Origin of the sequence: Virgisporangium ochraceum, from assembly GCF_016863655.1 — a bacterium.
Taxonomy (GTDB): Bacteria; Actinomycetota; Actinomycetes; order Mycobacteriales; family Micromonosporaceae; genus Virgisporangium; species Virgisporangium ochraceum.
The window spans coordinates 248796-274659 of sequence record NZ_BOPH01000022.1 but is presented as its reverse complement, the minus strand read 5'-3'; the positions used below and the strand labels follow the sequence as shown (position 1 = coordinate 274659).

General features: G+C 75.1%; 22 protein-coding genes and 1 pseudogene. 11 read left to right on the top strand and 12 right to left on the bottom strand.

Features of this window, described 5'->3' with window-relative positions:
- Both Voc01_RS10280 and Voc01_RS10275 read right to left on the bottom strand, forming a co-directional pair.
- A partial coding sequence (locus Voc01_RS10280) for an RICIN domain-containing protein (protein WP_203927081.1) occupies positions 1 to 228 on the bottom strand: 228 nt, incomplete at its 3' end.
- A 30-nt stretch (positions 229 to 258) separates the two neighbouring features.
- Positions 259 to 732 carry a winged helix-turn-helix domain-containing protein gene (locus Voc01_RS10275; RefSeq protein WP_203927080.1) on the bottom strand — a complete coding sequence of 158 codons (474 nt, stop codon included), beginning with the start codon at positions 730 to 732 and terminating at the stop codon, positions 259 to 261.
- 86 nt (positions 733 to 818) lie between these two features.
- On the opposite strand from Voc01_RS10275, the gene Voc01_RS10270 reads away from it, so the two are divergent.
- From Voc01_RS10270 to Voc01_RS10260, 3 genes are read left to right on the top strand one after another with little or no spacing between them, the layout of a single operon-like run.
- On the top strand, positions 819 to 1892 hold the full coding sequence (locus Voc01_RS10270) for an LLM class flavin-dependent oxidoreductase (protein WP_203927079.1): 1074 nt from the start codon (positions 819 to 821) through the stop codon (positions 1890 to 1892).
- Between the two features lie 50 nt (positions 1893 to 1942).
- Entirely contained in the window at positions 1943 to 4558 is a 2616-nt protein-coding gene (locus tag Voc01_RS10265) for an ATP-binding protein (RefSeq protein WP_203927078.1), read from the top strand.
- 43 nt (positions 4559 to 4601) lie between these two features.
- Positions 4602 to 4994: a hypothetical protein gene (locus Voc01_RS10260; RefSeq protein ID WP_203927077.1), complete on the top strand. Its 393-nt coding sequence runs from the start codon at positions 4602 to 4604 to the stop codon at positions 4992 to 4994.
- Here the strand turns inward: Voc01_RS10260 and Voc01_RS10255 are convergent.
- The 4 genes and pseudogenes from Voc01_RS10255 to Voc01_RS10245 form a co-directional block, all read right to left on the bottom strand.
- The gene (locus Voc01_RS10255; RefSeq protein ID WP_203927076.1) at positions 4957 to 5118 is read right to left on the bottom strand and encodes a type II toxin-antitoxin system antitoxin; all 162 of its coding nucleotides are present in this window, start codon (positions 5116 to 5118) and stop codon (positions 4957 to 4959) included. The genes Voc01_RS10260 and Voc01_RS10255 overlap by 38 nt on opposite strands.
- A 6-nt stretch (positions 5119 to 5124) precedes the next feature.
- Positions 5125 to 5400: an SPFH domain-containing protein gene (locus Voc01_RS52980; protein ID WP_239160091.1), complete on the bottom strand. Its 276-nt coding sequence runs from the start codon at positions 5398 to 5400 to the stop codon at positions 5125 to 5127.
- A 100-nt stretch (positions 5401 to 5500) separates the two neighbouring features.
- Positions 5501 to 5860: pseudogene (locus tag Voc01_RS52975) on the bottom strand (SPFH domain-containing protein); the annotation flags it as partial.
- Positions 5861 to 5920: 60 nt separating this feature from the next.
- Positions 5921 to 7111: an FAD-dependent monooxygenase gene (locus Voc01_RS10245; RefSeq protein WP_203927075.1), complete on the bottom strand. Its 1191-nt coding sequence runs from the start codon at positions 7109 to 7111 to the stop codon at positions 5921 to 5923.
- A gap of 72 nt (positions 7112 to 7183) precedes the next feature.
- On the opposite strand from Voc01_RS10245, the gene Voc01_RS10240 reads away from it, so the two are divergent.
- On the top strand, positions 7184 to 7726 hold the full coding sequence (locus Voc01_RS10240) for a TetR/AcrR family transcriptional regulator (protein ID WP_203927074.1): 543 nt from the start codon (positions 7184 to 7186) through the stop codon (positions 7724 to 7726).
- A 75-nt stretch (positions 7727 to 7801) separates the two neighbouring features.
- Here Voc01_RS10240 and Voc01_RS10235 read toward each other — a convergent pair whose 3' ends face one another.
- The 6 genes from Voc01_RS10235 to Voc01_RS10210 form a co-directional block, all read right to left on the bottom strand.
- Positions 7802 to 9046: a vWA domain-containing protein gene (locus Voc01_RS10235; protein WP_203927073.1), complete on the bottom strand. Its 1245-nt coding sequence runs from the start codon at positions 9044 to 9046 to the stop codon at positions 7802 to 7804.
- Entirely contained in the window at positions 9043 to 10221 is a 1179-nt protein-coding gene (locus Voc01_RS10230) for an AAA family ATPase (RefSeq protein WP_203927072.1), read from the bottom strand. The genes Voc01_RS10235 and Voc01_RS10230 overlap by 4 nt, the downstream gene beginning before the upstream one ends.
- On the bottom strand, positions 10214 to 12124 hold the full coding sequence (locus Voc01_RS10225) for an ankyrin repeat domain-containing protein (RefSeq protein WP_203927071.1): 1911 nt from the start codon (positions 12122 to 12124) through the stop codon (positions 10214 to 10216). Before Voc01_RS10225 ends, Voc01_RS10230 begins: the two co-directional genes overlap by 8 nt.
- Positions 12117 to 14069, bottom strand: a complete 1953-nt coding sequence (locus Voc01_RS10220) for an ankyrin repeat domain-containing protein (RefSeq protein ID WP_203927070.1) — start codon at positions 14067 to 14069, stop codon at positions 12117 to 12119. Before Voc01_RS10220 ends, Voc01_RS10225 begins: the two co-directional genes overlap by 8 nt.
- Positions 14070 to 14151: 82 nt before the next feature.
- On the bottom strand, positions 14152 to 15279 hold the full coding sequence (locus Voc01_RS10215; protein ID WP_203927069.1) for a leucine-rich repeat domain-containing protein: 1128 nt from the start codon (positions 15277 to 15279) through the stop codon (positions 14152 to 14154).
- Complete coding sequence (locus Voc01_RS10210) at positions 15276 to 16613, bottom strand: SDR family NAD(P)-dependent oxidoreductase (protein ID WP_239160086.1); 1338 nt, start codon at positions 16611 to 16613, stop codon at positions 15276 to 15278. Before Voc01_RS10210 ends, Voc01_RS10215 begins: the two co-directional genes overlap by 4 nt.
- Before the next feature lie 256 nt (positions 16614 to 16869).
- Here Voc01_RS10210 and Voc01_RS10205 point away from each other — a divergent pair, with 256 nt between their 5' ends.
- The 7 genes from Voc01_RS10205 to Voc01_RS10175 are packed head-to-tail and all read left to right on the top strand — an operon-like array spanning position 16870 to position 25658.
- On the top strand, positions 16870 to 17313 hold the full coding sequence (locus Voc01_RS10205) for a chemotaxis protein CheW (protein WP_203927068.1): 444 nt from the start codon (positions 16870 to 16872) through the stop codon (positions 17311 to 17313).
- A complete protein-coding gene (locus Voc01_RS10200; RefSeq protein WP_203927067.1) occupies positions 17306 to 18685 on the top strand; it encodes a CheR family methyltransferase in 1380 nt (459 codons plus the stop codon). The genes Voc01_RS10205 and Voc01_RS10200 overlap by 8 nt, the downstream gene beginning before the upstream one ends.
- Positions 18682 to 19212, top strand: a complete 531-nt coding sequence (locus Voc01_RS10195) for a chemotaxis protein CheW (protein WP_203927066.1) — start codon at positions 18682 to 18684, stop codon at positions 19210 to 19212. Before Voc01_RS10200 ends, Voc01_RS10195 begins: the two co-directional genes overlap by 4 nt.
- Positions 19212 to 20684: a methyl-accepting chemotaxis protein gene (locus Voc01_RS10190; protein ID WP_203927065.1), complete on the top strand. Its 1473-nt coding sequence runs from the start codon at positions 19212 to 19214 to the stop codon at positions 20682 to 20684. The genes Voc01_RS10195 and Voc01_RS10190 overlap by 1 nt, the downstream gene beginning before the upstream one ends.
- A 5-nt stretch (positions 20685 to 20689) precedes the next feature.
- Entirely contained in the window at positions 20690 to 22702 is a 2013-nt protein-coding gene (locus Voc01_RS10185; protein ID WP_203927064.1) for a hybrid sensor histidine kinase/response regulator, read from the top strand.
- On the top strand, positions 22699 to 23724 hold the full coding sequence (gene cheB, locus Voc01_RS10180; protein WP_203927063.1) for a chemotaxis-specific protein-glutamate methyltransferase CheB: 1026 nt from the start codon (positions 22699 to 22701) through the stop codon (positions 23722 to 23724). The genes Voc01_RS10185 and cheB overlap by 4 nt, the downstream gene beginning before the upstream one ends.
- Positions 23721 to 25658 carry a response regulator gene (locus tag Voc01_RS10175; RefSeq protein ID WP_203927062.1) on the top strand — a complete coding sequence of 646 codons (1938 nt, stop codon included), beginning with the start codon at positions 23721 to 23723 and terminating at the stop codon, positions 25656 to 25658. The genes cheB and Voc01_RS10175 overlap by 4 nt, the downstream gene beginning before the upstream one ends.
- Positions 25659 to 25864 lie beyond the last annotated feature (206 nt).

Genomic DNA, 25864 nt, shown 5'->3' with positions numbered 1-25864 from the left:
AACGATCAACAGACACCCGAACCCCGCGAAAGACAGGGCGTCCGAACGCACGGTGACACACCACGACCGCATGCGAACAACGACTCGGGACTGGATGATCTCCGCGCTGCTCTCCTTCGACGCGCCCTTGACGTTCAGGCACAGGCCGTTGTCGAGGTTGCGGATGTGGTACCGGCCCGCCTGGCCCGACACCCACTCGGAGGCGCCGCACTCCTCGCCACCGTGCACGATCCGTCGGCGGCACAAGGTCGACGGGAGCTACGGCAGGAGCAGCAGGTCGACGGTCGACGAGAGGCGGTAGCCGACGCCGCGGACGGTCTCCAGCAGCGGCACCGCCAGCTTGCGGCGCAGCCGCGCGACGTGGACGTCGACCGTGCGGTCGCCGGACAGGGCGTCGCCCCATACGGCGCGCAGGAGCTGGGACCGCGTGAACACCTGCCGCGGGTGCTTCGCCAGGTGCAGGAGCAGGTCGAACTCGCGGCGGGTCAGGTCGACGGGCGCACCGGCGCGCAGCACCGTGCGTTCCCGGGCGCGGATGCGCACCCCGTCGGAGACCGGGGCCTCCGGCCGGGGTGGCGGGGACGACGGGCTCACGCGCTCGACGAACTCGCGGAGGGCCTCGACGAAGGCCGTGGGGTCGCCGGCGACCACGAGGCGCACGGTCAGGTCGACGGTGCGCGGCGCCACGCGGGTGAACCGCGGAGCGTCCTGGAGCACAGAAAGCGTCGGCACGGCTCCCCCATCACGGTAGTGGTGTCGTCATATCCTATCGGGGAGATAGGGTTTAGGCGAGGGCGCACCACCGGAGGGTGACGGACATGACGTTCCACTGGTTTCTGCCCACGTCCGGCGACGGGCACGGGGTCGGCTCGGCCACCGTGGCGGCCGGCGCCGCCGCCCACGAGCGGGCCGCGACGGTCGGGTACCTCGCGCGGGTCGCGCTCGCCGCGGAGAAGGCCGGGTTCGCGGGCGCGCTCACGCCCGTCGGCTCCGGCTGTCCGGACCCGTGGCTGCTGTGTGCCGCGGTGGCCCAGTACGCCCGGCGGCTGCGGTTCCTCGTGGCGGTACGGGCCGGGTTCACGCTGCCCACCCTCGTGGCCCAGCAGGCACAGACGTTCCAGGCCGTCACCGGCGGCCGGCTCGCGCTCAACGTGGTCACCGGTGGCGACCCCACCGAACAGCGCGCCTACGGCGACTTCCTCGACCACGACGAGCGCTACGCCCGGACGGCGGAGTATGTCGACGTCCTCAGACGAGCCGGAACGGGCGTCACCTTCGATTTCGATGGTGAGCACTACCGGGTGGTGGCCGGCGGCCTGAACCACGCTCTCGACCCTGCGCCGCCCATCTACTTCGGCGGCGCGTCGCCGGCGGCGGAGGCCGTGGCCGCGAGAAGCGCCGACGTGTACCTGATGTGGGGTGAGCCGCCGGCGGCGATCGCCGCGCGGGTCGACCGGATGCGCGCGCGGGCGGCCGACCACGGCCGGACACTGCGGTTCGGGCTGCGGGTGCACGTGATCGTGCGGGACACCGCCGACGAGGCGTGGGCGCAGGCGGCCCGGCTGCTCGCCGGCATGGAACCGGCGCGGATCGCGGCGGCGCGGGAACGGTTCGCGCGGATGGACTCGGTGGGACAGGCGCGCATGACCGCGCTCACCGGCGCCGACGAGCTGGAGATCGCCCCGAACCTGTGGGCCGGCATCGGCCTGGTGCGCGAAGGCGCGGGCACGGCGCTGGTCGGAGCGCCCGACGAGGTCGCGGCGCGGATCGCGGAGTACCGGGCGGCCGGCGTCGACGAGTTCGTCCTGTCGGGCTGGCCGCACGTGGAGGAGGCGCGACGGGTGGGGGACCTGGTGCTGCCGCGGCTCCGGGAACCTCAGCCGATCGGGTAGCTTTCGCCCTTTCCGGCACGGAGAACGTGCGACCGGTTCATGATCTGCTGGTGAAGGTGCGCCCGCGGAACGGACTGTGGCGCAGTCGCACGGGCGTGATCACGGCGGTCGTGGCCGTGATCGGCGCGCTCGCCTCGGTGACCCTGTGGGCCTTCCTCGAAGCGACCCGCGAACGCGCCGCCGCGATCGAGGTCGACCGCCGCACCACGCTCGTGGCCGACGCCGTGACCGCGGCGACCGGCCGCTACCTGGACACCATCACCACGCTCGCCGCCTCCGTCGGCGCCACCGACACCCTCACCACCACCCGGTTCTCCCGGATGGTCGAGCCGCTGAACTACCAGCGGCTCGCCGGCGCCACCTCGATCGGCTTCCTCGTGCCCGCGGCCGACGAGGAGATCCCCGCCGTGCAGGCGCTGTGGCGCTCGCGCGGCGCGGCCGACCTCACGCTCGCACCCGTCGGCACCGGTCACGAGCACGCGTTCGTGGTGCTCAGCGTGCCGCTCGACGGGTCGACGCAGTCGGGGCTCGGCCTAGACGGCACCGGGTCACCGGCCGCGGCCGCCGCGCTCAACGAGGCGCGCCGGGCCGGCACGGCCACCGTGTCCGACGCGTACCACCTGCTCCGGGACCGGCAGCTGCCACCCGAGCAGCGCCAGCTGTCGTTCGTGCTGACCGCACCGGTGCACGGACCGGTCGCCGCCGACGGGCGCCGCCCGTTCCTCGGCTGGGTGCTGATGGGCCTGCGCGGGCAGGACTTCGTCACCACGGCGCTCGCCGGAGCCGGACAGGGGCTGGTGGACGTCGTGCTGTCGGCACCGGCCGCCGACGGCACCCGGCAGACCGTGGCGACGCTGCGGTCCTCCGGCGAACCCGACGTCACCCGGCGGACCGAGGTGCGGGTCGGCAACCGGGTCTGGCGGCTCGACGTGCAGGCCGACACCGACCGGCTGCCCGGCGCCGGCCCGCTCGTGCCCGCGGCGGTCGGCGGCGGGGTGATGGTGCTGACCGCGCTGCTCACGATGCTGGTGTGGGTGCTGGCCACCCGTGGTGCCCGGGCGCGGGCCCTCCTGGACGCCGGCACCGAGGAGCTGCGCCGCACCGAGGCCCTCGCCCGCGAACAGGCCGACCTGCTCACCGCGGTGGTCAACACCATCGGCGAGGGTGTCGGAGTGGTGGGACCGGACGGAGGGTTCCTCCTGCACAACCCGGCCGCCCGGGAGCTGCTGGGAGTGCCCGACATCGACGGCGCGGAGAACTGGCAGGCGCAGTACGGCATCTACCGCGAGGACGGGTCCGAACCGTTCCCGACCGACGAGCTCCCGCTGGTCCGGGCGCTGCGCGGCGAGTCCGTCGACCAGGTGCGCATGGTCATCCGCAACCAGGCCCGGCCGGCGGGCACGATGGTGTCGGTGTCGGCGCGTCCGCTCGACCTCCACACCACCGGCACCGGCGCGGTGGCCGTCTTCCGCGACATCACCGACCGCGCCCGGGCCGGCGCCGAGGCGGCCGCCGCCGCGGCGGAGGTGCGGCACGAGCTCGCGCAGCGGCAGGCCGCCGAGGCCGACCTCGAGGCGCAGAAGGACTACCTGACCCAGATCCTCGACACGCTCGACGTCACGGTGATCACGTGCGCGGCCGACGGGACGATCGTGCACGCCAACCGCGTCGCCCGCACCGCCCTCTCACCCGAGGCGCGGACCGTCGCCGACGCCGTTCCCGCGCTGGCCATGTGCCGCCCCGACGGGTCCGAGCTGCCGTACGACCAGACGCCGCTGGCCCGGGCGCTGCGCGGCGAGGAGGTCGACCGCGAGGAGGCGGTGCTCACGCTGCCGGACGGCGACCGGCGGCACATCCTCATGCACGCCCGTCCGCTGCTGGACGCGTCCGGCCGGGTCACCGGCGCGGTCGGCTCGTCGTACAACGTCACCGAGCTGCGCGAACGCGAGGCCGAGCTGGCCGCGTTCGCCGGCGTGGTGGCCCACGACCTGCGTTCGCCGCTGACCACGGTGCGGGGCTTCACCGAACTCGTGCGCAACGCGCTGGCCGCGGACCTGTCGAACGCCGACCACATCGCCGACCTCGACCGGGTGCTCGACTCCACCGCACGCATGGCCGAGCTGATCAGCGACCTCCTGGAGTACACCGCCGCGGGCGACAAGCCGCTGGCCGTCGAGCGGGTCGACCTGCAGGGCCTGGTCGCCGACGTCGTGGACGCCCGGACGACCGCCGCCTCGGTCGACCCCGACCTGCTGGTGCCGCAGGTGTACGTAGCCCCGCTGCCCCCGGTGCGCGCCGACCCGGCGCTGCTGCGCCAGGTGCTGGACAACCTCGTCGGCAACGCGGTCAAGTACACGCCGCCCGGGCGGCCAGCCCGCATCGACGTCACCGCCCTGTCGGACGGGTCGACGGTGACCGTGGAGGTCGCCGACCGGGGCATCGGCATCCCGGCGGGTGAGCACCACGCGATCTTCGGCAGCTTCCACCGCGCCCACGCGGACGGCTACGCGGGAACGGGGCTGGGGCTGGCGATCTGCGCCCGCATCGTGGAACGGCACGGCGGGACGATCTCGGCACACGACAACCCCGGCGGCGGGACCGTGGTGCGGCTGACCCTCCCGGCGGCACTCCCCGACCAGGCAGGCCTGCCGGCCCTGGCGAGGTGACCGGGCCCGCCCGTGGATCTTGGACGCTGGTACATCGAATCCGATGCACAAGCGTCCAAGATCGCCATGGGTCGATCGTGCGGTCGACCGCATCGGCAACGTGTACGGCGAGGACACGTCGCTGCCGTGCGTGCTGATGGGCAGCCACATCGACACCGTCGCCACCGGCGGCGCGTTCGACGGCACGCTCGGCGTGCTGGGCGGGATCGAGGTGGAGCCCGACGCCGCGTGCGTCACGGTCGGCGACCGCGCGGCCGACGACGCGGCGCGGGAGCTGGCCGGCCACGGCGTCGACGCGGGGCCGTGCGGTGCGGCGGCCCTGGCCGCGCTCGACATGATCCGTCCGGAGGCCGGGAGCACCGTCCTGCTGCTGGTGACCGAGGGGTCGGCCGCGAACCCTACTCGTCCCGCTTCGGTGCCCGGCCCGCGCTCTTGAGGGCCTGCCGCAGCGCGAACTCGATCTGGGCGTTCACGCTGCGCAGGTCGTCGGAGGCCCACCGGGCGACCGCGTCGTAGACCGCCGGGTCGAGCCGGAGCAGGAGCTTCTTGCGCTCAGCCATGGTGCGTCAGCCGTACAGCGTTCCCGTGTTGACCACCGGCTGGGCGGCCCGGTCGCCGCAGAGCACCACCAGGAGGTTGGCCACCATCTGCGCCTTGCGCTCCTCGTCGAGCTCGATGACGCTCTCCTCGCGCAGCCGGTCGAGCGCGTTGGACACCATGCCGACCGCGCCCTCCACGATCTTGTACCGGGCCGCGACCACGGCGCTGGCCTGCTGGCGGGCGAGCATCGCGTGGGCGATCTCCGGAGCGTACGCGAGGTGCGTGATCCGCGACTCGAGCACCTCGACCCCGGCCAGCTCGAGAGGCCTCGGACTGCACCGCCACGTACTCGGCGTAGTCGTCGACGCCGAACGCCGCCCTGTACGTCTCGGCGACCCGCCACACGACGACCGCCGCGATCTCGACGGGGTTGCCGTCGGCGTCGGCGACCTTGAGCCGGGCCGTCTCGAAGTTGCTGACCCGCTGCGAGAGGCGCCGCTTCGTGGTGAACGGGACCGTCCAGTGGAACCCGGCCGTCGACACCGTGCCGATGTAGCGCCCGAAGAACTGCAGCACCCGGGCCTCGTTCGGCCCGACGACGGTGAACCCGGTGGCGGCCACCACCAGGACCAGCGACACCACGACGGCGGCCACCGCGAACGCCGTCTCGCCCACGGCGACGAGCGGCACCGTGGCGAGCGCGAGCACGAGAAGGACGAGGACGACGACGAACCCGGAGATCCGGAAGGCGGTTCTCTCCATGACAGCTCCCTCGTGGGTCACCCCGCTATCGGAGTGATATCACCACGATAGCGCGAGGGGTCAAGCCGGATAGTCGGGGAGGTCGATGGCCGTCGCGGCCCTGTGGATCGGCGCGAGCATCGCCGACAGCATCCGGTCGCGCCCGGGCAGCCGACCGAGGATCGACAGCATCGCCATCGACATGCGCACCTGGCCCTTCGTGCGCAGGACCATCCGCTTGACGTTCGCCGGTCCGAGCGCCTGGTTGCGGGTCACGAAGCCCCGCATGCGCTCTTCGTAGGCGGCGAAGCCGCCGGCGCCGTGCCGGGCCAGCTCGCCCGCCAGGATGTACGCGCCGACCAGCGCGAGGCTCGTGCCCTGGCCCGACGCCGGTGACGCCCCGTACGCCGCGTCGCCGACCAGCCCCACCCGCCCGCGCGACCAGCCGTCGAGGTGCACCTGCGCGAGCGCGTCGAAGTAGAAGTCGGGCGCGTCGTCCATGGCCTTGAGCAGGGTCGGCACCTCCCAGCCCTCGCCGGCGTACGCCGCGGCGAGCACGTCCTGCCGGGCGGCGCGGTCGCGCGGGTCGCGGTCGCGTGGATCCGACGCCCACAGGAACATCGCCTTCGCGTCGGCCTGCCCGGCGGTGCTGTACACCAGCGCGGTGCGGCCGGGGCCGACGTAGGTCAGCTCCTCGCGGTCGAGGCCCAGGTGGTTCGGCACGCTGAAGATCGCGACGTGGTGGCCGAGGTGGCGCACGGGGTCACCGTCGAAGACAAGGCCGCGCAGCGGCGAGCGCAGACCGTCGGCGCCGATCACGAGGTCGAACGTCTCCGTGGTGCCGCTCGCGAAGGTCACCTCGACGCCGTGGCCGGTGTCGTGGAGGGCGGTCACCGTCTCACGCCCGCCGAAGCGGTGCTCGACGCGGTCGGCGGTCAGCTCGTGGAGGACGCGCGTGAGGTCGCCGCGCAGCACCTCGGCGTCGCCGTGGGTGCGCCCGCCGAACGTGTCGGCGTCCATGCTCGCCACGCGGCGGCCGCGCGCGTCGACCACCGAGCCGCCGCGCACGTCGGTCCGTAGCTCCCTGAGCGTTCCGAGGACGCCCATGCGCTCGACGACCGTGAGGGCGGCGCCCCGGATGTCGACCTTGTACCCGCCGGCGCGGAGGGTGTCGGCGCGCTCGACCACGGTCGGGTGGAAGCCGGAGCGGTGCAGCCAGTGGGCGAGGGCGGTGCCGGCGATGCCGGCGCCCTGAATGAGAACGCGTGTCATGTCCGGAACGGTACAAGCGTATTAGACGTTTGTGCAAGACGTTTGTCTGAGACGTCGTGTACGGTGGTCGGCGTGGGGAACCGGGAAGATCTGCTCGCCGGCGCGAAGCGGTGCCTGTTCGACAAGGGCTTCGCCCGCACGACCGCGCGCGACATCGCGACCGCGTCGGGCGTCAGCCTGGCCGCGATCGGCTACCACTTCGGCACGAAGGAGGCGCTGCTCACGGCCGCGCTGCAACAGGCGATCGAGGACTGGGGTGCGGGGCTCGCCGAGACCCTGAGCGGCGCCACCGACCTCGCCTCGGCGTGGACGCTGGTGCTGGAGTCGTTCGCCGACAGTGGCCCGCTGTGGGCGGTCCAACTGGAACTGGTGTCGCGGCTCGGCCGCGACCCCGACCTGCGCGCGACGTTCGCCGGCACCAACCGGCAGGCCCGCGCCGGCCTGGTGGACCTGTTCCGCGCGCTGCACCCCGACCTCGACCCGGCCGACGCCGACCGGCTGGGCGCGCTCTACCAGGCCCTGCTCATCGGCTCGGCGGCGACGTACCTGGCCGACCCGGACAGCGCGCCGGCGGCGGAGGACCTGCTCGCCGCGATGCGCCTGGTCTCGAGATGAACGACGCTCTATCCAGTGCGGGTTCAGCCCGAAGTACCGCACTGGATAGAGCGTCGTTCATGTCCAGCGGGACCGTCAGGTGATGCGGACGGACTCGATCCAGCCAGGCGGTTCCGGCGGGGTCGCGCCGATGAGCCCGGCGACGACCCGGGCCGCGGGCGGCTCGTCGGGCCACGGGGTGTGGCCGTCGGTCAGCACGATCACCACGTGCGGCCGCACCGGCTGGGCCAGCGCCGCCGCGATCCCCACCCGCATGTCGGTGCCACCACCGCCGACCAGTTCCAGGTCCTCGGCCCGGGCGATCCGGCGGACCGCGCCGACCGCCGCGTCGCACGACAGCACCGTGACCCGGTTGCCGCGCACCCCCACCTCGCGCAGCACGCCGGCGACCTCGGCCATCGCGGCGGCCAGGTCGTCGTCGGACATCGAGCCCGACGTGTCGACGACGATCGCCACCGTCGGCGACGGCCGCTGCATGCTCGGCAGCACCACCCGGGTCTGCGCCGCCGAGCGCCGCGACGGACGCCGGTAGGTGTAGTCGACGGCGCCGCTGGCCCACGCGATCGCCTGCCGCACGCTGCCGGCGAGCACCTGCCGCCAGTCGACGGTGGGCTCCAGGATGTCGTCGGCCCACCGCTTCCAGCCGGCCGGGATGGTGCCCCGGCTGCGCTCGTACGCCCGCACGGCCTCGGCGGTGTACCGGCGGATCGCCTGTGCCTCTGCCGGCGAGACCCGGCTGCCGGCCGTGGGGGCGAGGTCCCACGGCTCCGCGCCCCCGTACGCGCCGGACCCGCACCGCGGACACTCCGGCGAGGGCGGGATGTGCGGCAGGTACCACTCGAACAGCTTGCCGTCCGGCTGGTCGAACGTCGCCGGGGTGACGTGGCCGGGCGGCAGGCTCAGCCGGTCCCTGACGAGGTCGTCGTTGATCTCGCAGTCCTGGGCGATGTTGACCCGCGCCCGGTCGCGCTGGTCGACCGTCGGCAGCCGCTCGGCCCGGCCGTGGTGGTCGCGCAACAGGTGGGCGACCTCGTGGATCCACACGCCGGCGAGCTGCGGCACGGGGATCCGGTCGACGAAGCCGGCGTTGACGTAGCAGCGCCACGCCCTGTCGACGGCCATCGTCGGCACCTCGGCCGACTCGACGACCGACAGCGCGAACAGCGCCGACGCCAGGTAGGGCCGGTCCTGCGCCGCCCGGAACCGCGCGGCGAGCAGCTTCGTGCGGTCGAGCGGCGGCCGGACCGCGCCGGAAGAGGCCGCGCCGGAAGAGGCCGCGCCGGAAGACGCAGCGCCGGAAGACGCAGCGCCGGAGTTCACGGCCGCAGCGCTCCGGCCAGCGACAGCACGTCGACGAACGCGTCGACGTGTGCCGGCACCGGCCAGTCCGCGTCGCGCAGCACGGCCAGGTCGGCGGCGGCCCGGGCCGCGACGTCGGGGACGCCCGCCTCGACGGCCTTCGCCAGCACGACCCAGCCCGCCTCCCACCGCTCCCGGGTGACCCGGGCCTGCACGGCGGCGGTCACCGCGGTGAGGAACGCGAGCTGCCGGTCGCCGCGCTCGGGCAGGTTGAACGCGTCCGGGCGCGCGAGCACCCGCTCCGGGTCCGGCAGGTCGAGCTCCTCGGCGAACGTCAGCAGCTCGATGCCGGGACCGTCGCCGATGGCACCGGCGAGCGCGAGCGCGAGCGCCTCCCGGTCGGCCTCGCACGCGTCGGCGAACGCGAGCAGCCGCAGCGCCATCTCCCACGTGCGCGGCGACGGCCACGCCCCGCCGCGGGCCTGTGCGTCGGTGGGCAGGTGGTGGGTGAGGCCGGGCCGCGCGGTCAGGAAGCCGGCGACGATGCCGCGGGCCCGGGCGAGCGCGGCCGGTGCCCGGCTCGGCTTGATCGTGGGGACGTCGACCGCCGGCCACGTGCCGGCCAGGCCACGGGTGACGATCCGCGGGTCGTGGATCCAGCGCAGGTGGACGAACCGGTTCGCGAGCGGCGGGCTGAGGTGCCAGCCGTCGGCGGCGCTCGACGGCGGGTTCGCGGCGGCGACGATCCGCACCCGCTCGGGCAGGTGCAGGCTGCCGACGCGGCGCTCCAGTACCACCCGCAGCAGCGCCGCCTGCACGGCCGGCGGCGCCGACGACAGCTCGTCGAAGAACAGTAGCCCCGACCCGGCCCGCGCCACCCGGACCGCCCAGTCGGGCGGGGCCATCGGCACGCCCTGCCGTGCCGGGTCGTCGCCGACGATCGGCAGCCCGGAGAAGTCGCTGGGCTCGTGGATGCTGGCGATGACGGTCTCCAGCGGCAGGCCCAGCCCGGCCGCGAGCTGGCCGAGCGTGGCCGACTTGCCGATGCCCGGCTCGCCCCACAGCAGCACGGGCAGGTTGGCGGCGACGGCCAGCGCCAGCGCCTCGGCCTGGCTGCTGGCGGCCGGCTCGGTGCGCACCTGCCGCGTGGCCGCGACCAGCGCGTCGGCCAGTTCCATCGGATCGACCTCAGTCATTGCCGTCTCCCGCTGCGACCCGGAGGAAGTCCAGGTCGTCGTAGCTGTTCGGGTCGATCAGTTCGGCGATCGACAGGTCCGAGTATTCGTCGCTGGCCCGCGGGTCCGCACCCGCGTTCAGCATGGCCCGCACGGTCCCGGGCGGTGCCATCGCGATGACCTGGGCCATCAGCGGTGTCCGGCCGTACTCGTCGGCGTGTTCGAGGCCGAGGCCTGCGTCGAGGAGCCAGGGCAGGATCGTGGCCGCGTCGGGGGAGCGCAGCAGGTGCAGCGCCGAGCAGCCCAGGTCGTCGGTGCGGGCCGGGTCGGCGCCGGCGTCGAGCAGCGCCCGCACCAGGGGTGCCGATCCGCCGTCGAACAGCACGGAGCACAGCGGTGTGCGTCCGACGGCGTCTCCACCGTTCACGTCGAGTCCCGCCGCGACGAGCCGGCGTACCAGGTCGGCGCTGTCGAGGTGGGCGGCCAGGTGCAGGGGCGTGCGTCGGCGCCGGTCGCGGATCCCGGCCGGGTCGACACCGGCGTCGAGGAGGCGCACGAACGCGTCGGTGTCGCCGTTGACGATCATGGCCAGGCCGTCGCGGCGCAGCTCGCGCAGGCGGCGCGGCAGTCGCGTCGCGGTCGGCGCGCGCCAGGTCTCGGTGACCGTGAAGCAGCGCGGCACCACGCCGCCGAGCGAGCGCATCGTCTGCTCCCGCCGCGTCTCGTCGGGCGCGTGGTCGTGCGGGTCGACGTGCCCGTCGCGCCATCCGACGCGGTGCCACGTGCCGCGGCAGCGCACCGGGACGGTCGCGGGCGCCGCCGTGGTCGCGCCCGTCGCGAACCGTCCGGTGTCCTTCTCGTCGGGGAAGAGCGCCGAGCGGACCAGGGGGTGCAGCCCGTCGCGCGCCAGCCGCCCGGTGCGCAGCAGGTCGAGGTCGGGGAACCGCTGCCAGGTGACCCGCGGCAGCACCGTCGCGGAGTCGGCGGTCTCCCGGCTCACGAGCGCCCCGGTGAGCTCCGGACCGGCGTGCCCGTCGCGCGCGGTGACGACGAGCGTGGTGTGCCAGGTCGTCGGTCGCAGCGCGAACGAGGCCCGGCCGGTGCCGGTCCAGGTGGCGGGCGGGTCGGTGGCGAGCAGGTGCCGGGCCGCCGCCGCCAGCGCGGGCACCGTCGCGTTCAGCTGGACCAGCCGCCGGCGCAGCACCCACCAGCTCGTCTCGCCGTCGGTGAGGTCGCTCGCGACCCCCGCGGCCGTCCAGGCCTCGTCGAACCGTTCGGCGTCGAGCAGCAGCAGGACCCATTCGAGCAGCGCCACGGGGTCGTCCGGTCCGGGCGCGCTGGTCGGCAGGGCGTCGGCGGTCAGCGGGCGTCCGTCGCGGTGGTGGAACGCGACGCGGTCGTCGATGCCGGCCCGCCGCTGGTCGCCGAGGCGGTGGCGCAGGCCGTCGGTCGCGCGGGCGTCCCAGAGGTAGCGGGCGCCGTCCCACCGTTCGGTGCGGACGGCGTCGAGGGCGGGGTCGAGGGCGCCGAACCGCAGCTGCGGCCGCAGCGGGCGTTCGAGGTGCACGGGCGTGCGGACCCACAGCGCCGGCCCGCCGTCGTACCGGGCGAGCGTGACGGGCAGGTTGGGCAGCACCCGGCCGAGGCCGCCGGAGTGCTCCCGGGGCAGGTGCCAGCGGACCAGGTCCGGCACCAGGTGCAGCAGGTCGTCCTCGACCCGCCCGGCGAGGTCGGCGCCGTGCCGGTCGCGGATGTCGGCGAGGTCGACGTGGACGTCGAACCGGGCCTCGGCGCAGGCGCCGCGCCAGTCTCCGGCGGTCCGCCGGGCCGTGGCCCGCTCGACCATCGCCGGCGGTACCGCGTGCCGCCGGGCGACCGTCCACCCCGGCAGCGCGTGCCGCAGGAAGGGGGCGCGTTCACTCATCGGTCTGCTCCTCGGGCAGCGGGACGAAGCTGACGTCGTCGTACCGGTAGTACCGGCGCAGCAGGTAGGCGAGCGTGTCCCCGGTGTAGACGTCCTCGGTCACCGGCTCGGCGCCCGCGTCGAGCATCGCCCGCAGCGTCGCCGGCGGCGCCTGGCTGTACACCTGGACGACCAGCGGCGTCCGGTCGTGGTCGTTGGTGTCCTCGAGGCCCAGGCCGGCGTCGAGCAGCCAGGGCAGGATCGTGGCGGCGTCGGCCGGGGACGCCGACCGCAGCAGGTGCAGCGCCGAGCAGCCGTACCCGTCGGTGCGCGTCGGGTCGGCGCCGGCGTCGAGCAGCGCCCGCACGAGGGTCGCCGGCGCGCCGTCGAAGACGGCGGTGCACAGCGGCGTGCGGCCGAACGCGTCGGCGGCGTCGAGGTCGAGCCCGGCGTCGACGAGCCGGCGCACGAGCGCGGCGATGTCGACCCCCGGCCCGTCGAGGTGGGCGAGCAGGTGCAGCGGCGTGCGGTGGCGGCGGTTGCGCAGCCCGGTCGGGTCGGTGCCGGCGTCGAGCAGGTCCAGGAAGGCCGCGGTGTCACCGTGGTCGATCGCCGCGAACGCGTCGCGGCGCAGGCGGCGCAGCCGGCGCGGCAGCCGACCGACGTCGTCGGGGCGCTCCGACGCCCAGCCGGCCGTGCCACCGACGCCGACCCAGGCGGTGGCGACCTCGAAGCACGCCGGCACCGTGCCGCCGAGCGCGCGCATCGTCCGCTCCCGGGCGGCTTCCTCCGGCGCGTGGTCGAGCGCGTCGACGCGCCCGTCGCGCCAGCCGATCCGGTGCCAGCCGCCGCCGCAGCGCACCCGGACCGCGTCCGGTGCGACGATCCGCCCGCGCGGGTCGTAGACGGTGTCCGCCGCGTCGGGGAACAGCGCCGCGTCGACCAGCGGGTGCAGCCCGTCGCGCCCCAGCCGGCCGGTGCGCAGCAGGTCGAGGTCCGGGAGCCGCTGCCAGCTCGCCCGGGGCACGTTCCGCACCGACGCGTCGGTGCGGGTCACCTCGACCGTGGCCGTCCACCCGTCGGGCGTGACCCGCACGGCCACCGACTCCCACACGTTGTCGGGGTTCCCGAGCGCGAACACGGCGGTGCCGCCGGGCGGCGGGGCGGAGTCGAGCTGGTGGCGCAGCTCGGCGGCGAGCGGCACCAGCATCGGGTGGCGCACCGTGAACAGCCGGTGGGTGATGAAGTCGTACTCGCGCTCGCGGGGCAGCAGGTCGGCCGCGATCCCGACGGCGGCCCACGCGTCGTCGGTGCGCCCGGCGTCGAGCAGCAGCGTCATCCACTCGACGCGCGCGGCCGGGTCGCCCGGTCCGGGGTCGGCCGTGGGCAGTTCGTCGGTGCCGAGGGGGCGCCCGTCGCGGCGGTGGAACGGCGTCCGGTCGCCGCCGCCGGTGAGCCGGGTCAGCAGGGCGCCGGTGGCGCGGGCGTCCCAGAGGTCGCGCACGCGGTCCCATCGCTCCGTCCGCACGACGGGCAGCGCGCGGTCCAACGGCCCGAACCGCAGGCGCGGGCGCGACGGCCGTTCGAGGTGCGCGGGCGTGTGGACCCACAGCGCCGGCGCGTCGGGCCCGGTGCCGTACCAGGCCAGCCCGATCGGGCGCTCGGCCAGCACGCGGCCGTACCCGCCGTCGACCTCGCGGGGAAGGTGCCAGCGCACGAGGTCGGGCACGAGGTGGCGCAGGTCGTCCCCGAGCCGGTCGGCGACCTCGGCGCCGTACCGGTTCCGGACGCCGGCCGGGTCGACCTCGACGTCGAACCGCGTCTGTGCGCAGGCGCCCCGCCAGTCTCCGGACAGCCGCCGCCGCGTCGCCCGATCCACCATCGCGGCGGGCACCGCGTGCCGGCGCGCGGCCAGCCATCCCGGAACCGCGTCGCGCAGGAGCGGTGGCGGTCGGGTCGCGTTCACGGCGCCCACGCGGTGCCGGTGTCGCGCCACGTCGCGGAGACGGTGGAGCAGCGCGGCCGGTAGCCGTCGGGGTCGGGCCGGGTCACCGGTACACGCTGGCGATCGCCCGCACGTCGTCGGCCGGTGGACCGGGTTCGCGCAGCACCTGTGCCGCCGCGCGCTTCATCCGCCGGGGCACGCCGCTGCCGAGGCCGAGGATCTCCAGCTCCCCGGCCGCCGCGACGAGGCGGCGGGCACCCCGGCCGCGCACGCCGGTGTGGCGCAGGTCGAGGCGGCGCAGGCCGCTGCCGGGCAACGCGTCGGCGAGGGCGAACGCGCCCTCGTCGCCGACCTCGTTGGGCTCGGCCCGGAGCACGGACGCCGACGGGGGACGGGCGAGGTCGAGCGCCACCAGCGCGCCGAGCCGGGCGGACAGCGCCCGTACGCCGCCGACCCGGATGCCGTTGCCGCCGAGGCCCAGCACGACGCGCCGGCCCGCGGCGGCGACGTCGTGGAGCGCGCCGGCGAGCCCGGTGGCGCCGTCGTCGCCGAGCCGGCCGGCGGCCAGGTACAGCTCGTCGACGCCGGAGCGCAGCAGCCCGGCGAGGACGTCGACCGACTCCGGCCCGAGGTTGTTGCCGCCGAGGTACAGCCGCTGCAGGGGACGGGGCCGGGTGGCGAGCGCCGCGGCGAGCCCGGTGAGGCCGGCGACGGTGAGGCCGGTGTTGGTCAGGTCGAGCGTGCGCACGGAAGCGTTGTGCCGCAACGACTCCGCGAGCACCGCGGCGCCCTCGTCGCCGATGGGGTTGCGCTTGAGCCAGACCGCGCGCACGGTGCGGTCGCCGGCGAGCCGGTCGGCGAGCGGCGCCAGGCCGCCGGCGTCGACGTGGTTGCAGCCGAGGTACAGCGTCTGCAGCCGGTGGTCGGGCGTGAGCGCGTCGGCCAGCGCGGCGATGCCGGGCGCGCCGAGGCCGTTCGTGCCGAGCAGCAGGTGCCGCGCGTGTCCCGAGGTCACCGCGGCGGTGATGACGCGACGGGCGTCCACCGGGGACAGTGACTGCTTGCAGAGGTCGAGCCGGCCGTCGGGCTGCAGGGTGCCGCGCGGGAACGTCTCGGTGGTGGTGGGCGGCGCCGGGTCGGCGAGGCGGGCCAGCAACGGGCCGAGCGTCGGGTCGTCGCCGTCGGGCGCCTCCGGCGGCGCGGGGCAGCGCACCGGGGTGGGCTCGGTCACCACGGCACCTCGCGGTAGTCCTTGAGGAACACGCCGTGCACCGGCGCGCCGCCGACCCCGCGCACGATCGGGTCGTACACGCGGGCGGCGCCGTCGACGACGTCGAGTGGTGGCCGGAAGCCGGCCGCGCGCTCGGCGGTCTTGCTGGCGTGCGGGCGTTCGTCGGTGACCCAGCCGGTGTCCACACTGGACATGTGGATGCCCTCGGCGGCGTACTCGGCCGCGACGGTGCGGGTGAGCATGTTCAGCCCCGCCTTGGCCATGTTGGTGTGCGGGTGGCGGGGCGTCTTGGTGGGGCGGCTGAAGCTGCCCTCCATCGCCGACACCTGCACCACGTACCGGTCCGGGTGCCGTGACGCGGCGAGCTGCGGCCGCAGGTGACCGGTGAGCAGGAACGGCACGAACGCGTTGACCACGTGGGTCTCCAGCCACTCGGCCGGGCTGACCTCGCCGACCCGCAGCACCCAGCTGTTCGTGTCGCGCAGGTCGAGCGGTTCGCCGGTCTCGTCGCGCATCCCGACGGGGAACAGCGACTCGAACGCGACGAGGTCGGTGCCGACGGGAGCCGTGCGCTCCCCGGTGCGCCGCACCGCGGCGGCCAGCCCGCGCACCGGTTCCCGTTCGGCGGCGCGCACCTCGCGGTGGTAGCCGGCCGGCCGCCGGATCGTCTGGGCCGCGTTGTTGACGAGGATGTCGAGCTCGCCCCACTCCTCGCGCACCGCGTCGACGAGGCCGACCACGCCCGCCAGGTCGAGGAAGTCGACGCCGTGCACCCACAGCCGGTCGAGCCAGTCGCCGGCGTCGGGCACCGCGGCGAACCGGCGGGCCGCGTCGGCGGGAAAGCGCGTGGTGACGAGCACCGACGCGCCGTCACGCAGCAGCTTCAACGCGGTGTGGAAGCCGATTTTGATGCGGCCACCGGTGACGACGGCCCGCCGTCCGGTGAGGTCGCAGCGGGCCGAGCGGCGGGCGGTGTTCTCGGCGGCGCACGACGGGCACAGCATGTGGTAGTCGGCGTCGAGCCTCCGGTACGGGTCCTTGCACACGTAGCAGCGCCGGCTGCCGCGGAGCGTGCGCTCGCGGTCCACCGGGGTCGTCGCGTCCTCGACGGCCCGGACCGACGGGATCTCCTCGCGGTACCGGCGCGCGGTGGCGACCAGCGCGCGGTCGTGGTGGCGGCGCGCGACCGCGCGTTCGGCCCTGCGCCGCTTCTTCCCGGCCCGGTAGGCCTTGTCGACGGCGGCGGTGACCGCGGCGAGGGCGGGATCGTCGGGGCTCTCCGCCGCCCGGGCCAGCACCCGCAGGCACGCGGCGACGTCGTCGGGGTTCTGCACCGCTGTCAGGCCCTCCCGGTGGGACAGCGAAGGGGCCGGTCGGATCCGAACCTACGTGACATGAGCTAACGGTCTAATGCACCTTTCATCCGTTGTCAACAAGCGCTCCCGGCCCCCGGAACCGCCGGAAACGGTGTCACACCGGCCACTCCGGCCCCGCCGTTACCGAATAGCCGGGTATCACCCTTGTTCAGCGTGAAAGCCACCACTATGAGAGTTGCTCACACGTACGGGCGGCGAACCGAGGTGGGTGACCGTGGGCGGGCAGGCACTGGTGTTCCGCGCCGACAGCCACCTGGCGGCGATCGGGGTGGAGCACGTCACCGAGGTGCTCCGGCCGTTGCCGGTCGAGCACCTCGCCGGGGTGCCGCCGTACATCAGGGGGCTGTGCGTGCTGCGCGGGCGGCCGGTGCCGGTGGTCGATGTCGGGTTGCTGCTCGGCGGCCGGCGCGCCCCGGGCGACGGGCGGTTCGTCGGGGTGCGCACCGGTCCGCAGACGGCGGCGCTGTGCGTCGACACCGTCGTCGGCATCCGCGACCTCCCCATGGACCTGCTGCACGACCTGTCCTCGGTGACCGGCTCACCGGCCTGCACGGCCGTCGGTGCGATCGGACGGGAACCGCTGCTGCTCCTGGAGGCCGGCCGCGTGGTCCCCGACTCGGTGTGGGACGCGCTGGAGGAGGCCGGCCCCGATGGGTGAGCCCCTCGACCGCTTCCGCGGGACCATCACCCGGTGGACCGGCCTGACCCTCGATGTGGTGCCGCCGGAGGTCCTGGAGACCCTGCTGGCCGAGCGGGTCGCCGCGGCGGGCTGCGCGCCGGAGGTGTACCTCGACCGGCTCGCCGCCGACCGGTGCCGCACGGAACTGCCGGCGCTCGCGCCCCGGCTGACCGTGCCGGAGACGTACTTCTTCCGCAACAGCGAACAGTTCCGGGCGCTGGCCGACGTCGCGGTGCCCGCGTCGACGCGGACCGACCGGCCGCTGCGCCTGCTGTCGGCCGGCTGCGCCAGCGGCGAGGAGGCGTACACGCTCGCGATCGTCGTGCGGGAGGCCGCGCCGGGCCGGGCGGTGCGGGTCACCGGGGTGGACGTCAACCCGGCGGTGCTCGACCGTGCCCGCCGCGGCCGTTATCCGGAGTGGTCCATGCGGGCGACACCGGAGCCGGTGCGCCGTCGGTGGTTCCGCACCGAGGGGACCGACGTCGTCGTCGACCCGGAGATCCGTGACCTGGTGCGCTTCGTCCCCGGCAACCTCGCCGACGACGACCCGGCCTGGTGGAGGCCCGGCGGCTACGACGTGATCTTCTGCCGGAACGTGGTCATCTACCACTCCCCGGACCACGTCGGGGCCGCGATCGCGCGGCTGGTGGCGGCGCTCGCGCCCGGCGGCTTCCTGTTCCTCGGCCACGCCGAGACCGCCTACGGCCGGGTGGCCGGCCTCGACCTGCGGCACAGCCACGAGACGTTCTACTTCCAGCGAACCGCCGACGGAACGGCGGTCCCCGCCCCGCCCGCCATCCCGAACCGGCCACCGGTGACGGGCCGGCCACGGCGGCCGGCCCGGCCACCCGCCCGCGCGGGCGGTGACGCGGTCGCCCGTGCCATGAACCTGCTGCGGCAGGAGCACTACGACGAGGCGCTCGCCCAGGTCGCCACCGAACCGGGCACCGAGGCGCACCTGCTGCGCGCCGTGCTGCTCACCGACCTCGGCCGCATCGAGGAGGCGGAGGCCGAGTGCCGCCGCCTCCTCGACACCGACGGGCTGCACGCCGGCGCCCACTACCTGCTGGCCGTGACCCGGGAGGGCGCCGGCGACCCGGCGACCGCCGCGTCGCACGCCCGCACCGCGGCCTACCTCGATCCGGGCTTCGCGATGCCCCGGCTGCGGCTCGGGCTGCTGGCCCGCAGCCGCGGCGACACCGCCACCGCCCGCGTCGAGTTCGCCGCGGCGCTGACGCTGCTGGTGGGCGAGAGCCCCGACCGGCTGCTGCTCTTCGGCGGCGGGTTCACCAGGGTCGCGCTGGCCGACCTGTGCCGCACCGAACTGCGGGCGTGCGGAGCGGCGGCATGAGCGGCGACACCAGCCCCGGGGACCGGCTCGCCGCCCTGCGTCACGCGTTCGACAGCGCGTTCGCGCTGCCGCCGCCGCCCCGCGACGACGACCTCGTCGACCTGCTCGCGGTCACCGCCGACGCCGACGCGCTCGCGGTCCCGCTGACGGCGATGGCCGGGCTCGTCGCCGACCGGGCCGTCACGCCGCTGCCGGGGTCGCCGGCCGACCTGATCGGGGTCGCGGGGCTGCGCGGTCACCTCGTCCCCGTCTACGACCTGGCCCGGATCCTGGGTTCGGGCCGTACCCGCGGGCCGGAGCGCACCGTCCGCTGGATGGTGCTCGCCGCCGGGTCGCCGACGTTCGCGGTCGCCGTCGACCGGGTCGACGGTCACCTGCGGGTGCCCCGCGACGCGATCGCCGAGCCGATCGACGGGCGCGGTCCGGGCGGCGCGGTCGTGCACACCGGCGCCGGTGCCCGGCCGGTGGTCGACCTCGCCGCCGTCCGACACCGGGTGACCGCCCGCACCGCCGTCGAGGAGAGCTGATGCCACGCCGCACCACGTTCAGCCAGAAGGTCGCCACCGGGCTCGGGGTGGCCGCGGTGCTCACGCTCGCCGTGGGCGCGGTGGCCGTCGTCGCGTTGCGCGGCGTCGTGGACAGCAAGGACGAGGTGATCCGCGTCCACGCGCAGCGGCTCATCGAGACCGAACGGCTGCGGGTGGACGTCGAGCGCAAGTCCACCGCCAGCCGGACCTACCTGCTCACCGGCGACCAGCTCTACCTCGACCAGATGGCGCAGGCCCGCACCGCCCTGATCGCCGGCCTCGACCGGCTCGACCGCGGGTCGACCAGCCAGAAGGCGCGCGAGCTGCTGGTCGACATGCGCGCGGCGGAGGCCGCCCACCAGGAGGCCGTCGACGGGGTCAACAGCCTGCGCCGGTCCGGCGCGCCGCAGGAGACGGTCGTGCGGGCCTTCGACGAGAACCCGGCACCGCGACGGGCCGAGCTCGACAACGACATCGGCGCGTTCACCGCGCTGGTCGACCAGGAGCTGCGGACCGCGCGGCAGGAGTCGACCGGCACCGCCACCACCGCCAGCGTCGTGGTCGTGGTGATGGGCGCGGGCGCGACCGTCCTCGCGGTGGTTCTCGCCGTCCTCCTGGCCCGGACGCTGAACCGGCAGATCGGTACCGCGGTGGGCCAGGTGCGGACGTCGTCCGCCCAGCTCGAGGCCGTCGCGAGCCAGCAGGCCACCGGCGCCAAGGAGGAGGCGACCGCGATGAGCGAGATCACCACGACGATCAACGAGCTGCTCGCGACCTCGCGCCAGATCGCCGACAGCGCCCAGCGGGTCGCCCGCATCGCCGACGACACCGCCGGCGTGGCCCGGACCGGCGAGGACACCATCGAGCAGGCCAACGAGTCGATCGCCGCGATCCGCGGCCAGGTCGACCTGATCGTGCGGCACATGCTGGAGCTGGGCGCGAAGTCGCAGCAGATCGGCGCGGTGCTCGACATCGTCAGCGAGCTGGCCGAGCAGACCAACATCCTCGCGATCAACGCCACCATCGAGGCGACCAGCGCCGGCGAGTCGGGCCGCCGGTTCGCCGTGGTGGCCGACGAGATCCGCAAGCTCGCCGACCGGGTGTCGGGCTCGGCCAAGGAGATCCGCGGCCTGATCGACGACGTGCGCGGCGCGGTCAACACGACCGTGATGGCCACCGAGACCGGTTCGAAGGCCGTCGACGCCGGGATGCGCCAGTTCGGCGACGTCGCGGCGACGTTCGATCAGATCGCCGGACTGGTGACCACGACCACCGAGGCGGCCCGCGAGATCGAGCTGTCGACCAAGCAGCAGAGCACCGCCGTGGAGCAGGTGAACGTTGCCGTGGTCGACGTCGCGCAGGCGACCCGGGCCACCGAGGCCAGCTCGACACAGACCCAGCAGACCGCCGCGCAGCTCGCCGGGCTGTCGCTGGAGCTGTCCCGGCTCGTGCACGCCGGCGCCGGCAGGTAGGCGACGTGGCCGCGGACCCGTACCGCTACTTCCGCGTCGAGGCCCGCGAGCTGTCCGACGACCTCGCCGGCGGGGTGCTCGACCTCGAACGCGGGCAGGACCCGGACGCCGCGCTGGCCCGGGTGCTGCGGGCGGCGCACACGCTCAAGGGCGCGGCCCGGGTGGTGAAGCAGGCCGGGATCGCCGAGGCCGCGCACGCGCTGGAGGACGTGCTCGACGCGCACCGCGCCGACCCGGCCGCGGTGCCGGCGGCGGCCATCGCGGCGGCGCTCGCCGAGGTCGACCGGATCGACGCCGGGATCGCCGCGCTTCCCGCGTCCGGACCCCCGGCGCCACCACCCGGGACGGCGGCGCCGGCGAAGGAGCCGGACCAGCCGGCGATCGTGCGCACCGACACCGCCGACGTCGACGACCTCCTCGAAGCGATCGGCGAGGCGCAGACCCATCTGGCGCCGCTGCGGCGCGGCCTCGACGAGCTCGACCGGATCCGGCGCGGCATCGACCTGCTGCGCGCCCAGCTCGACGCGCCCGGCGCGGCCGGCACCCGCGACCGGTGGCGGGCGGTCGCCGCGGGCCTGGGCGACGACCTCGCCGCGGTGACCCACGACCTGGTCCGCTCGGTCGAGCACGGCGAGCGGGAGCTGCGCCAGATCCGCGGCAGCGCCGAGCAGCTGCGCCTGGTGCGGGCCGGGTCGATCTTCCCGACGCTGCACCGCTCCGCCCGCGACGCCGCCACGCAGGTCGGCTGCCGGGTCGCGTTCACCGGCGCGGGCGGCGACACGCGGCTCGACCCGCACGTACTGTCCACTGTGTACGGATGCCTGCTGCACATCGTCCGCAACGCGGTGGCGCACGGCATCGAACCGGTCGGCGCCCGCCGCGCCGCCGGCAAGCCCGACGAGGGGCGCGTCACCGTCGAGGTCGGCCGCCGCGGCACCCGCATCGTGTTCACCTGCCGCGACGACGGGCGCGGCGTCGACGTCGACGCGGTGCGCCGCGCGGCGACGCGGGCCGGCATCGACACCGCCTCGGCGAGCCCCGCCGACCTCGCGGCGCTCGTGCTGCGCGGCGGGATCAGCACCGCGGGCACGGTGACCGAGCTGTCCGGCCGCGGCGTCGGGATGGACATGGTCCGCGACACCGCGGCCCGCCTCGGCGGCGAGGTGACCATCGCCAGCGAGCCGGGACGCGGCACCACCGTCGAGCTGACCGTGCCGCTGTCGCTGCTGGCCGTGGAGAGCCTGCTCGTCGAGGCCGCCGGCACCCTCGCGGTCGTTCCGCTCGACGCGGTACGGCAGTGCCTGCACCTGGAGGGAACCGGCGGCGGCACCATCCGGTTCGGCGCGCACACGGTCCCGTATCTACCGCTCGCGACGGTCCTCGGAACGCGCACGACGGACGCCCGGGTAGCGATGGTCGTGTCCGCACCGGCCGGCACCGCCGCGATCGGGCTCGACCGGGTCGTCGACACCACCACCGTCGTCGTGCGGGCCGTGCCGCCGCTCGCACCCGCCGGTGCCGTCGTCGGCGGCCTGTGCCTCGACGGCGAGGGCAACCCGCGGATCGTGCTCGACCCGGCCGGGCTCGTCGCCGCCGCGACGCGGGGCCGCGCCGCCGTGTCCGAGGACCGCGACGTCGCGGCCGCGAGCCGGCCGGTGCTCGTCGTGGACGACTCGCTGACCACCCGCATGCTCGAACGCAGCATCCTCGAGTCGGCCGGCTACGCGGTCGAGACGGCCGCGTCGGCGGAGGAGGCGCTGGCCAAGGCGCGCGACACCCGGTACGGGCTGTTCCTGGTCGACGTGGAGATGCCCGGCATGGACGGCTTCACGTTCATCGAGCAGACGAAGGCCGACCCGGTGCTGCGCGAGGTCCCGGCGATCCTGGTCAGCTCGCGCGCGTCGCCGGCCGACCGGGAACGCGGCCGTCAGGCCGGTGCCGCGATGCACGTCGACAAGGGCGCCTTCGACCAGAACGAGCTTCTCGACCACATCGGAAGGCTGGTGGCCAGCGGATGATCCGGGTGCTCGTGGTCGACGACTCCCCGACGGTGCGGCACCGCCTGTGCGAGGCGCTGCGGACCGATCCGGGCATCGAGGTCGCCGGTGTGGCCGGCACCGGCACCGCCGCCATCGACCTCGCCCGCACCCTGCGACCGGACGTCATCACGATGGACATCATGCTGCCGGGCCTGAACGGGCTGGCCGCCACGGAGCACATCATGGCGCACTGCCCGATCCCGATCCTGGTGGTGTCGGCGTCGGACAACCGGTCGGAGGCGTTCACCACGTGCGCCGCGCTCGCCGCCGGTGCCGTCGACGCGCTCGACAAGCCCACCGGCGACGTCCCCGACGACGTGTGGGACCGCAAGCTGCGGTCGGCGGTCCGGGTCGTCTCGAAGGTCGCGGTGATCACCCACCCCCGGGCCAAGCTGACCAGGTTGCGTGAGGCGCCTCCGGTGGCTCCGGTCCGATGGGACCGGCAGCAGGTGGTCGCCGTGGGTGCGTCGACCGGGGGACCCGCGGCGGTGGTCGACCTGCTGCGCGCGGTGCCGACCGACGTCGGGGTGCCGATCCTGCTGGTCCAGCACATCGGTGCGGCGTTCGCCGCGTCCTACGCGGAGTGGCTCGACGGGCAGACCGCGCACCGGGTGGCGTGTGCCCGCGACGGCGAACCGGTGGCACCGGGCCGGGTCACGGTGGCGCCGGGGGAGCGGCACCTGACCGTGCGGGACGGGCGGGTGCACCTCGACGACGGGCCCGAACGCCACTCCTGCCGCCCGTCTGTCGACGTGTTGTTCGAGTCGGTGGCGCTGGCCTATCCGGGCGCCGCGACCGGCTGCCTGCTCACCGGGATGGGCCGCGACGGCGCGTCCGGGCTGCTGGCGATGCGCCGCGCCGGGTGCCGCACGCTGGCGCAGGACGAGGCGACGTGCGTGGTGTACGGGATGCCCCGCGAAGCCGTGCTGCTCGGTGCCGCCGAGGAGGTCCTGCCGCCGGCGGAGATGGGCCGCCGCCTCGTTCCGGTCCGGCAGCCGTGACCACGCGGGTGCTGATCGTCGACGACAGCCTGACGGTGCGGATGGACCTCGCCGAGGCGTTCGAGACGGGCGGCCTCGACCCGGTGCCGTGCGCGACCGTCGGCGAGGCCCGCACGGTGCTCGACGGCGAGGGCGCCGACGCGATCATCCTCGACGTGCACCTGCCCGACGGCGACGGCGTCGACCTGCTGCGCGAGATCCGCTCCGACCACCGGTACGGCAGCACGCCCGTGCTGATGCTGTCGAGCGAGGCGGAGGTCAAGGACCGCGTGCGCGGCCTGCGCACCGGCGCCGACGAGTACGTCGGCAAGCCGTACGACTCCGGCTACGTGGTGGCCCGGGCCCGCGAGCTTCTCGGCGACCGCGACGGCGACGAAGCCCTGTCGGTGCTGCTCATCGACGACAGTCGGACCCTGCGCGCCGAGCTGCGCCGCGAGCTGGAGGCCGACGGGTACACCGTGCGCACCGCCGCCACCGGGGAGGACGGGCTGCGGCTGGCCGGGACGCGCCGGCCCGGGATCATCATCGTCGACGGCGCGCTGCCGGGTATCGACGGCGCCACCGTGATCCGCCGGGTGCGCCTGGACCCCGCGCTGCGCGACGTCCCGTGCCTGCTGCTCACCGGGTCCACCGACCGGCACCTCGAGCTCGACGTGCTCGACGCCGGGGCCGACGCGTTCGTGCGCAAGAACGAGGACACCGGCGTGCTGCTGGCGAAGGTCGCCGCGATCCTGCGGCAGAGCACGACCCCCGGTCACGAGCGGCACCCCAGCCTGCACGCGCCCAAGCGGGTGCTGGCCGTCGACGCCGACGCCGCCTACCTCGACCAGCTCACGGCCTGCCTCCGCGAGGACGGGTACGAGCTGGTCCGGGCCCGCACCGGCGAGGAGGCCGTCGAGCTGCTCGCCACCCAGCCCGTCGACTGCATCCTGGTCGACCCGCACCTGCCGGGGCGCAGCGGCGCCGACACCTGCCGGCTCCTCAAGGCCGCACCGGAGATCCGCGACATCCCGGTCATCGTCCTCGGCGACAGCGACGACGCCGCCTCGGTGCGCGCGGGGCTCGGCGACGGCGCGGACGACTACGTGGTCAAGTCCGACCGGTTCGACGTGCTGCGGGCCCGGATCCGGGCACAGATGCGGCGCAAGCAATTCCAGGACGAGCACCGGCAGGCCCGCGAGGACCGGCTGCAGCAGGAGCTGCGGGCCGCCGAGGCGCGTGCCGCGCGGGAGCTGGCCCGCACCCGGGCCGAGCTGATCAGCGAGCTGGAGTGGAAGAACAGCGAGCTGGAGGCGTTCAGCTACTCGGTCTCGCACGACCTGCGCAACCCGTTGAACGTCATCGACGGCTTCTGCCGGTTGCTGCTGGAGCACTACGCGGACGTCCTCGACGGCGAGGCCCTCGACTACCTGCGCGGCATCAACGTCGCCGCCGACCGGATGGCCGAGCTGATCCGCTCGCTGCTCGAGCTGTCCCACGCCGGGCGGGCGGCGATCACCCGTGGGCCCGTCGACGTCACCGCCGCCGCCCGGGCCACCGTCGAGGCGTTGCGCCGCGGCGAGCCCGACCGGGCCGTCGAGGTCACGGTCGCCGACGGCCTGCGCGCCGACGCCGACGCCGACCTGATCCGCGTGGTGCTGGAGAACCTCATCGGCAACGCCTGGAAGTACACCCGCCGCACCGACGCTCCCCGCATCGACGTCGGCACCGAGGACGGCGCGTTCCTCGTGCGCGACAACGGCGCGGGCTTCCCCATGGACCACGCCGGGAACCTGTTCCGCCCGTACGGGCGGCTGCACGAGGACCACGACTTCCCCGGTACCGGCATCGGCCTGTCGACGGTGTCCCGCATCATCGACCGGCACGGCGGGCGGATCTGGGCCGAGGGCGAGGTCGGCGTCGGCGCCACGTTCTACTTCACGACGGGCCGGTGACGGCCGGCCCTGAGACCTCCCGATTCAATCGGTGGAGGCAGGTGACTCGTTCGCGGCGGGTGCGTTGGCCGGTTCGTGAGGAAGCGCGACCCGCGGCCGTGGCTGGTCGATGACGACCTCCGGGCGCGGGTCGAGACGTCGCGATGCCGGGCGCAACATCGGGGCTCTGGTCTGTTCCTGGTACTCGGTGAGCGCTTCGGCGGCGG

What these genes read in the sequence shown, in the direction of transcription:
- Voc01_RS10270 (WP_203927079.1), top strand. Translation starts at nt 819, where the DNA reads ATGACGTTCCACTGGTTTCTGCCCACGTCCGGCGACGGGCACGGGGTC.
- Voc01_RS10260 (WP_203927077.1), top strand. Translation starts at nt 4,602, where the DNA reads ATGCACAAGCGTCCAAGATCGCCATGGGTCGATCGTGCGGTCGACCGC.
- Voc01_RS10255 (WP_203927076.1), bottom strand. Translation starts at nt 5,118, where the DNA reads ATGGCTGAGCGCAAGAAGCTCCTGCTCCGGCTCGACCCGGCGGTCTAC.
- Voc01_RS10245 (WP_203927075.1), bottom strand. Translation starts at nt 7,111, where the DNA reads ATGACACGCGTTCTCATTCAGGGCGCCGGCATCGCCGGCACCGCCCTC.
- Voc01_RS10230 (WP_203927072.1), bottom strand. Translation starts at nt 10,221, where the DNA reads ATGACTGAGGTCGATCCGATGGAACTGGCCGACGCGCTGGTCGCGGCC.
- Voc01_RS10225 (WP_203927071.1), bottom strand. Translation starts at nt 12,124, where the DNA reads ATGAGTGAACGCGCCCCCTTCCTGCGGCACGCGCTGCCGGGGTGGACG.
- Voc01_RS10200 (WP_203927067.1), top strand. Translation starts at nt 17,306, where the DNA reads ATGGGTGAGCCCCTCGACCGCTTCCGCGGGACCATCACCCGGTGGACC.
- Voc01_RS10195 (WP_203927066.1), top strand. Translation starts at nt 18,682, where the DNA reads ATGAGCGGCGACACCAGCCCCGGGGACCGGCTCGCCGCCCTGCGTCAC.
- Voc01_RS10190 (WP_203927065.1), top strand. Translation starts at nt 19,212, where the DNA reads ATGCCACGCCGCACCACGTTCAGCCAGAAGGTCGCCACCGGGCTCGGG.
- cheB (WP_203927063.1), top strand. Translation starts at nt 22,699, where the DNA reads ATGATCCGGGTGCTCGTGGTCGACGACTCCCCGACGGTGCGGCACCGC.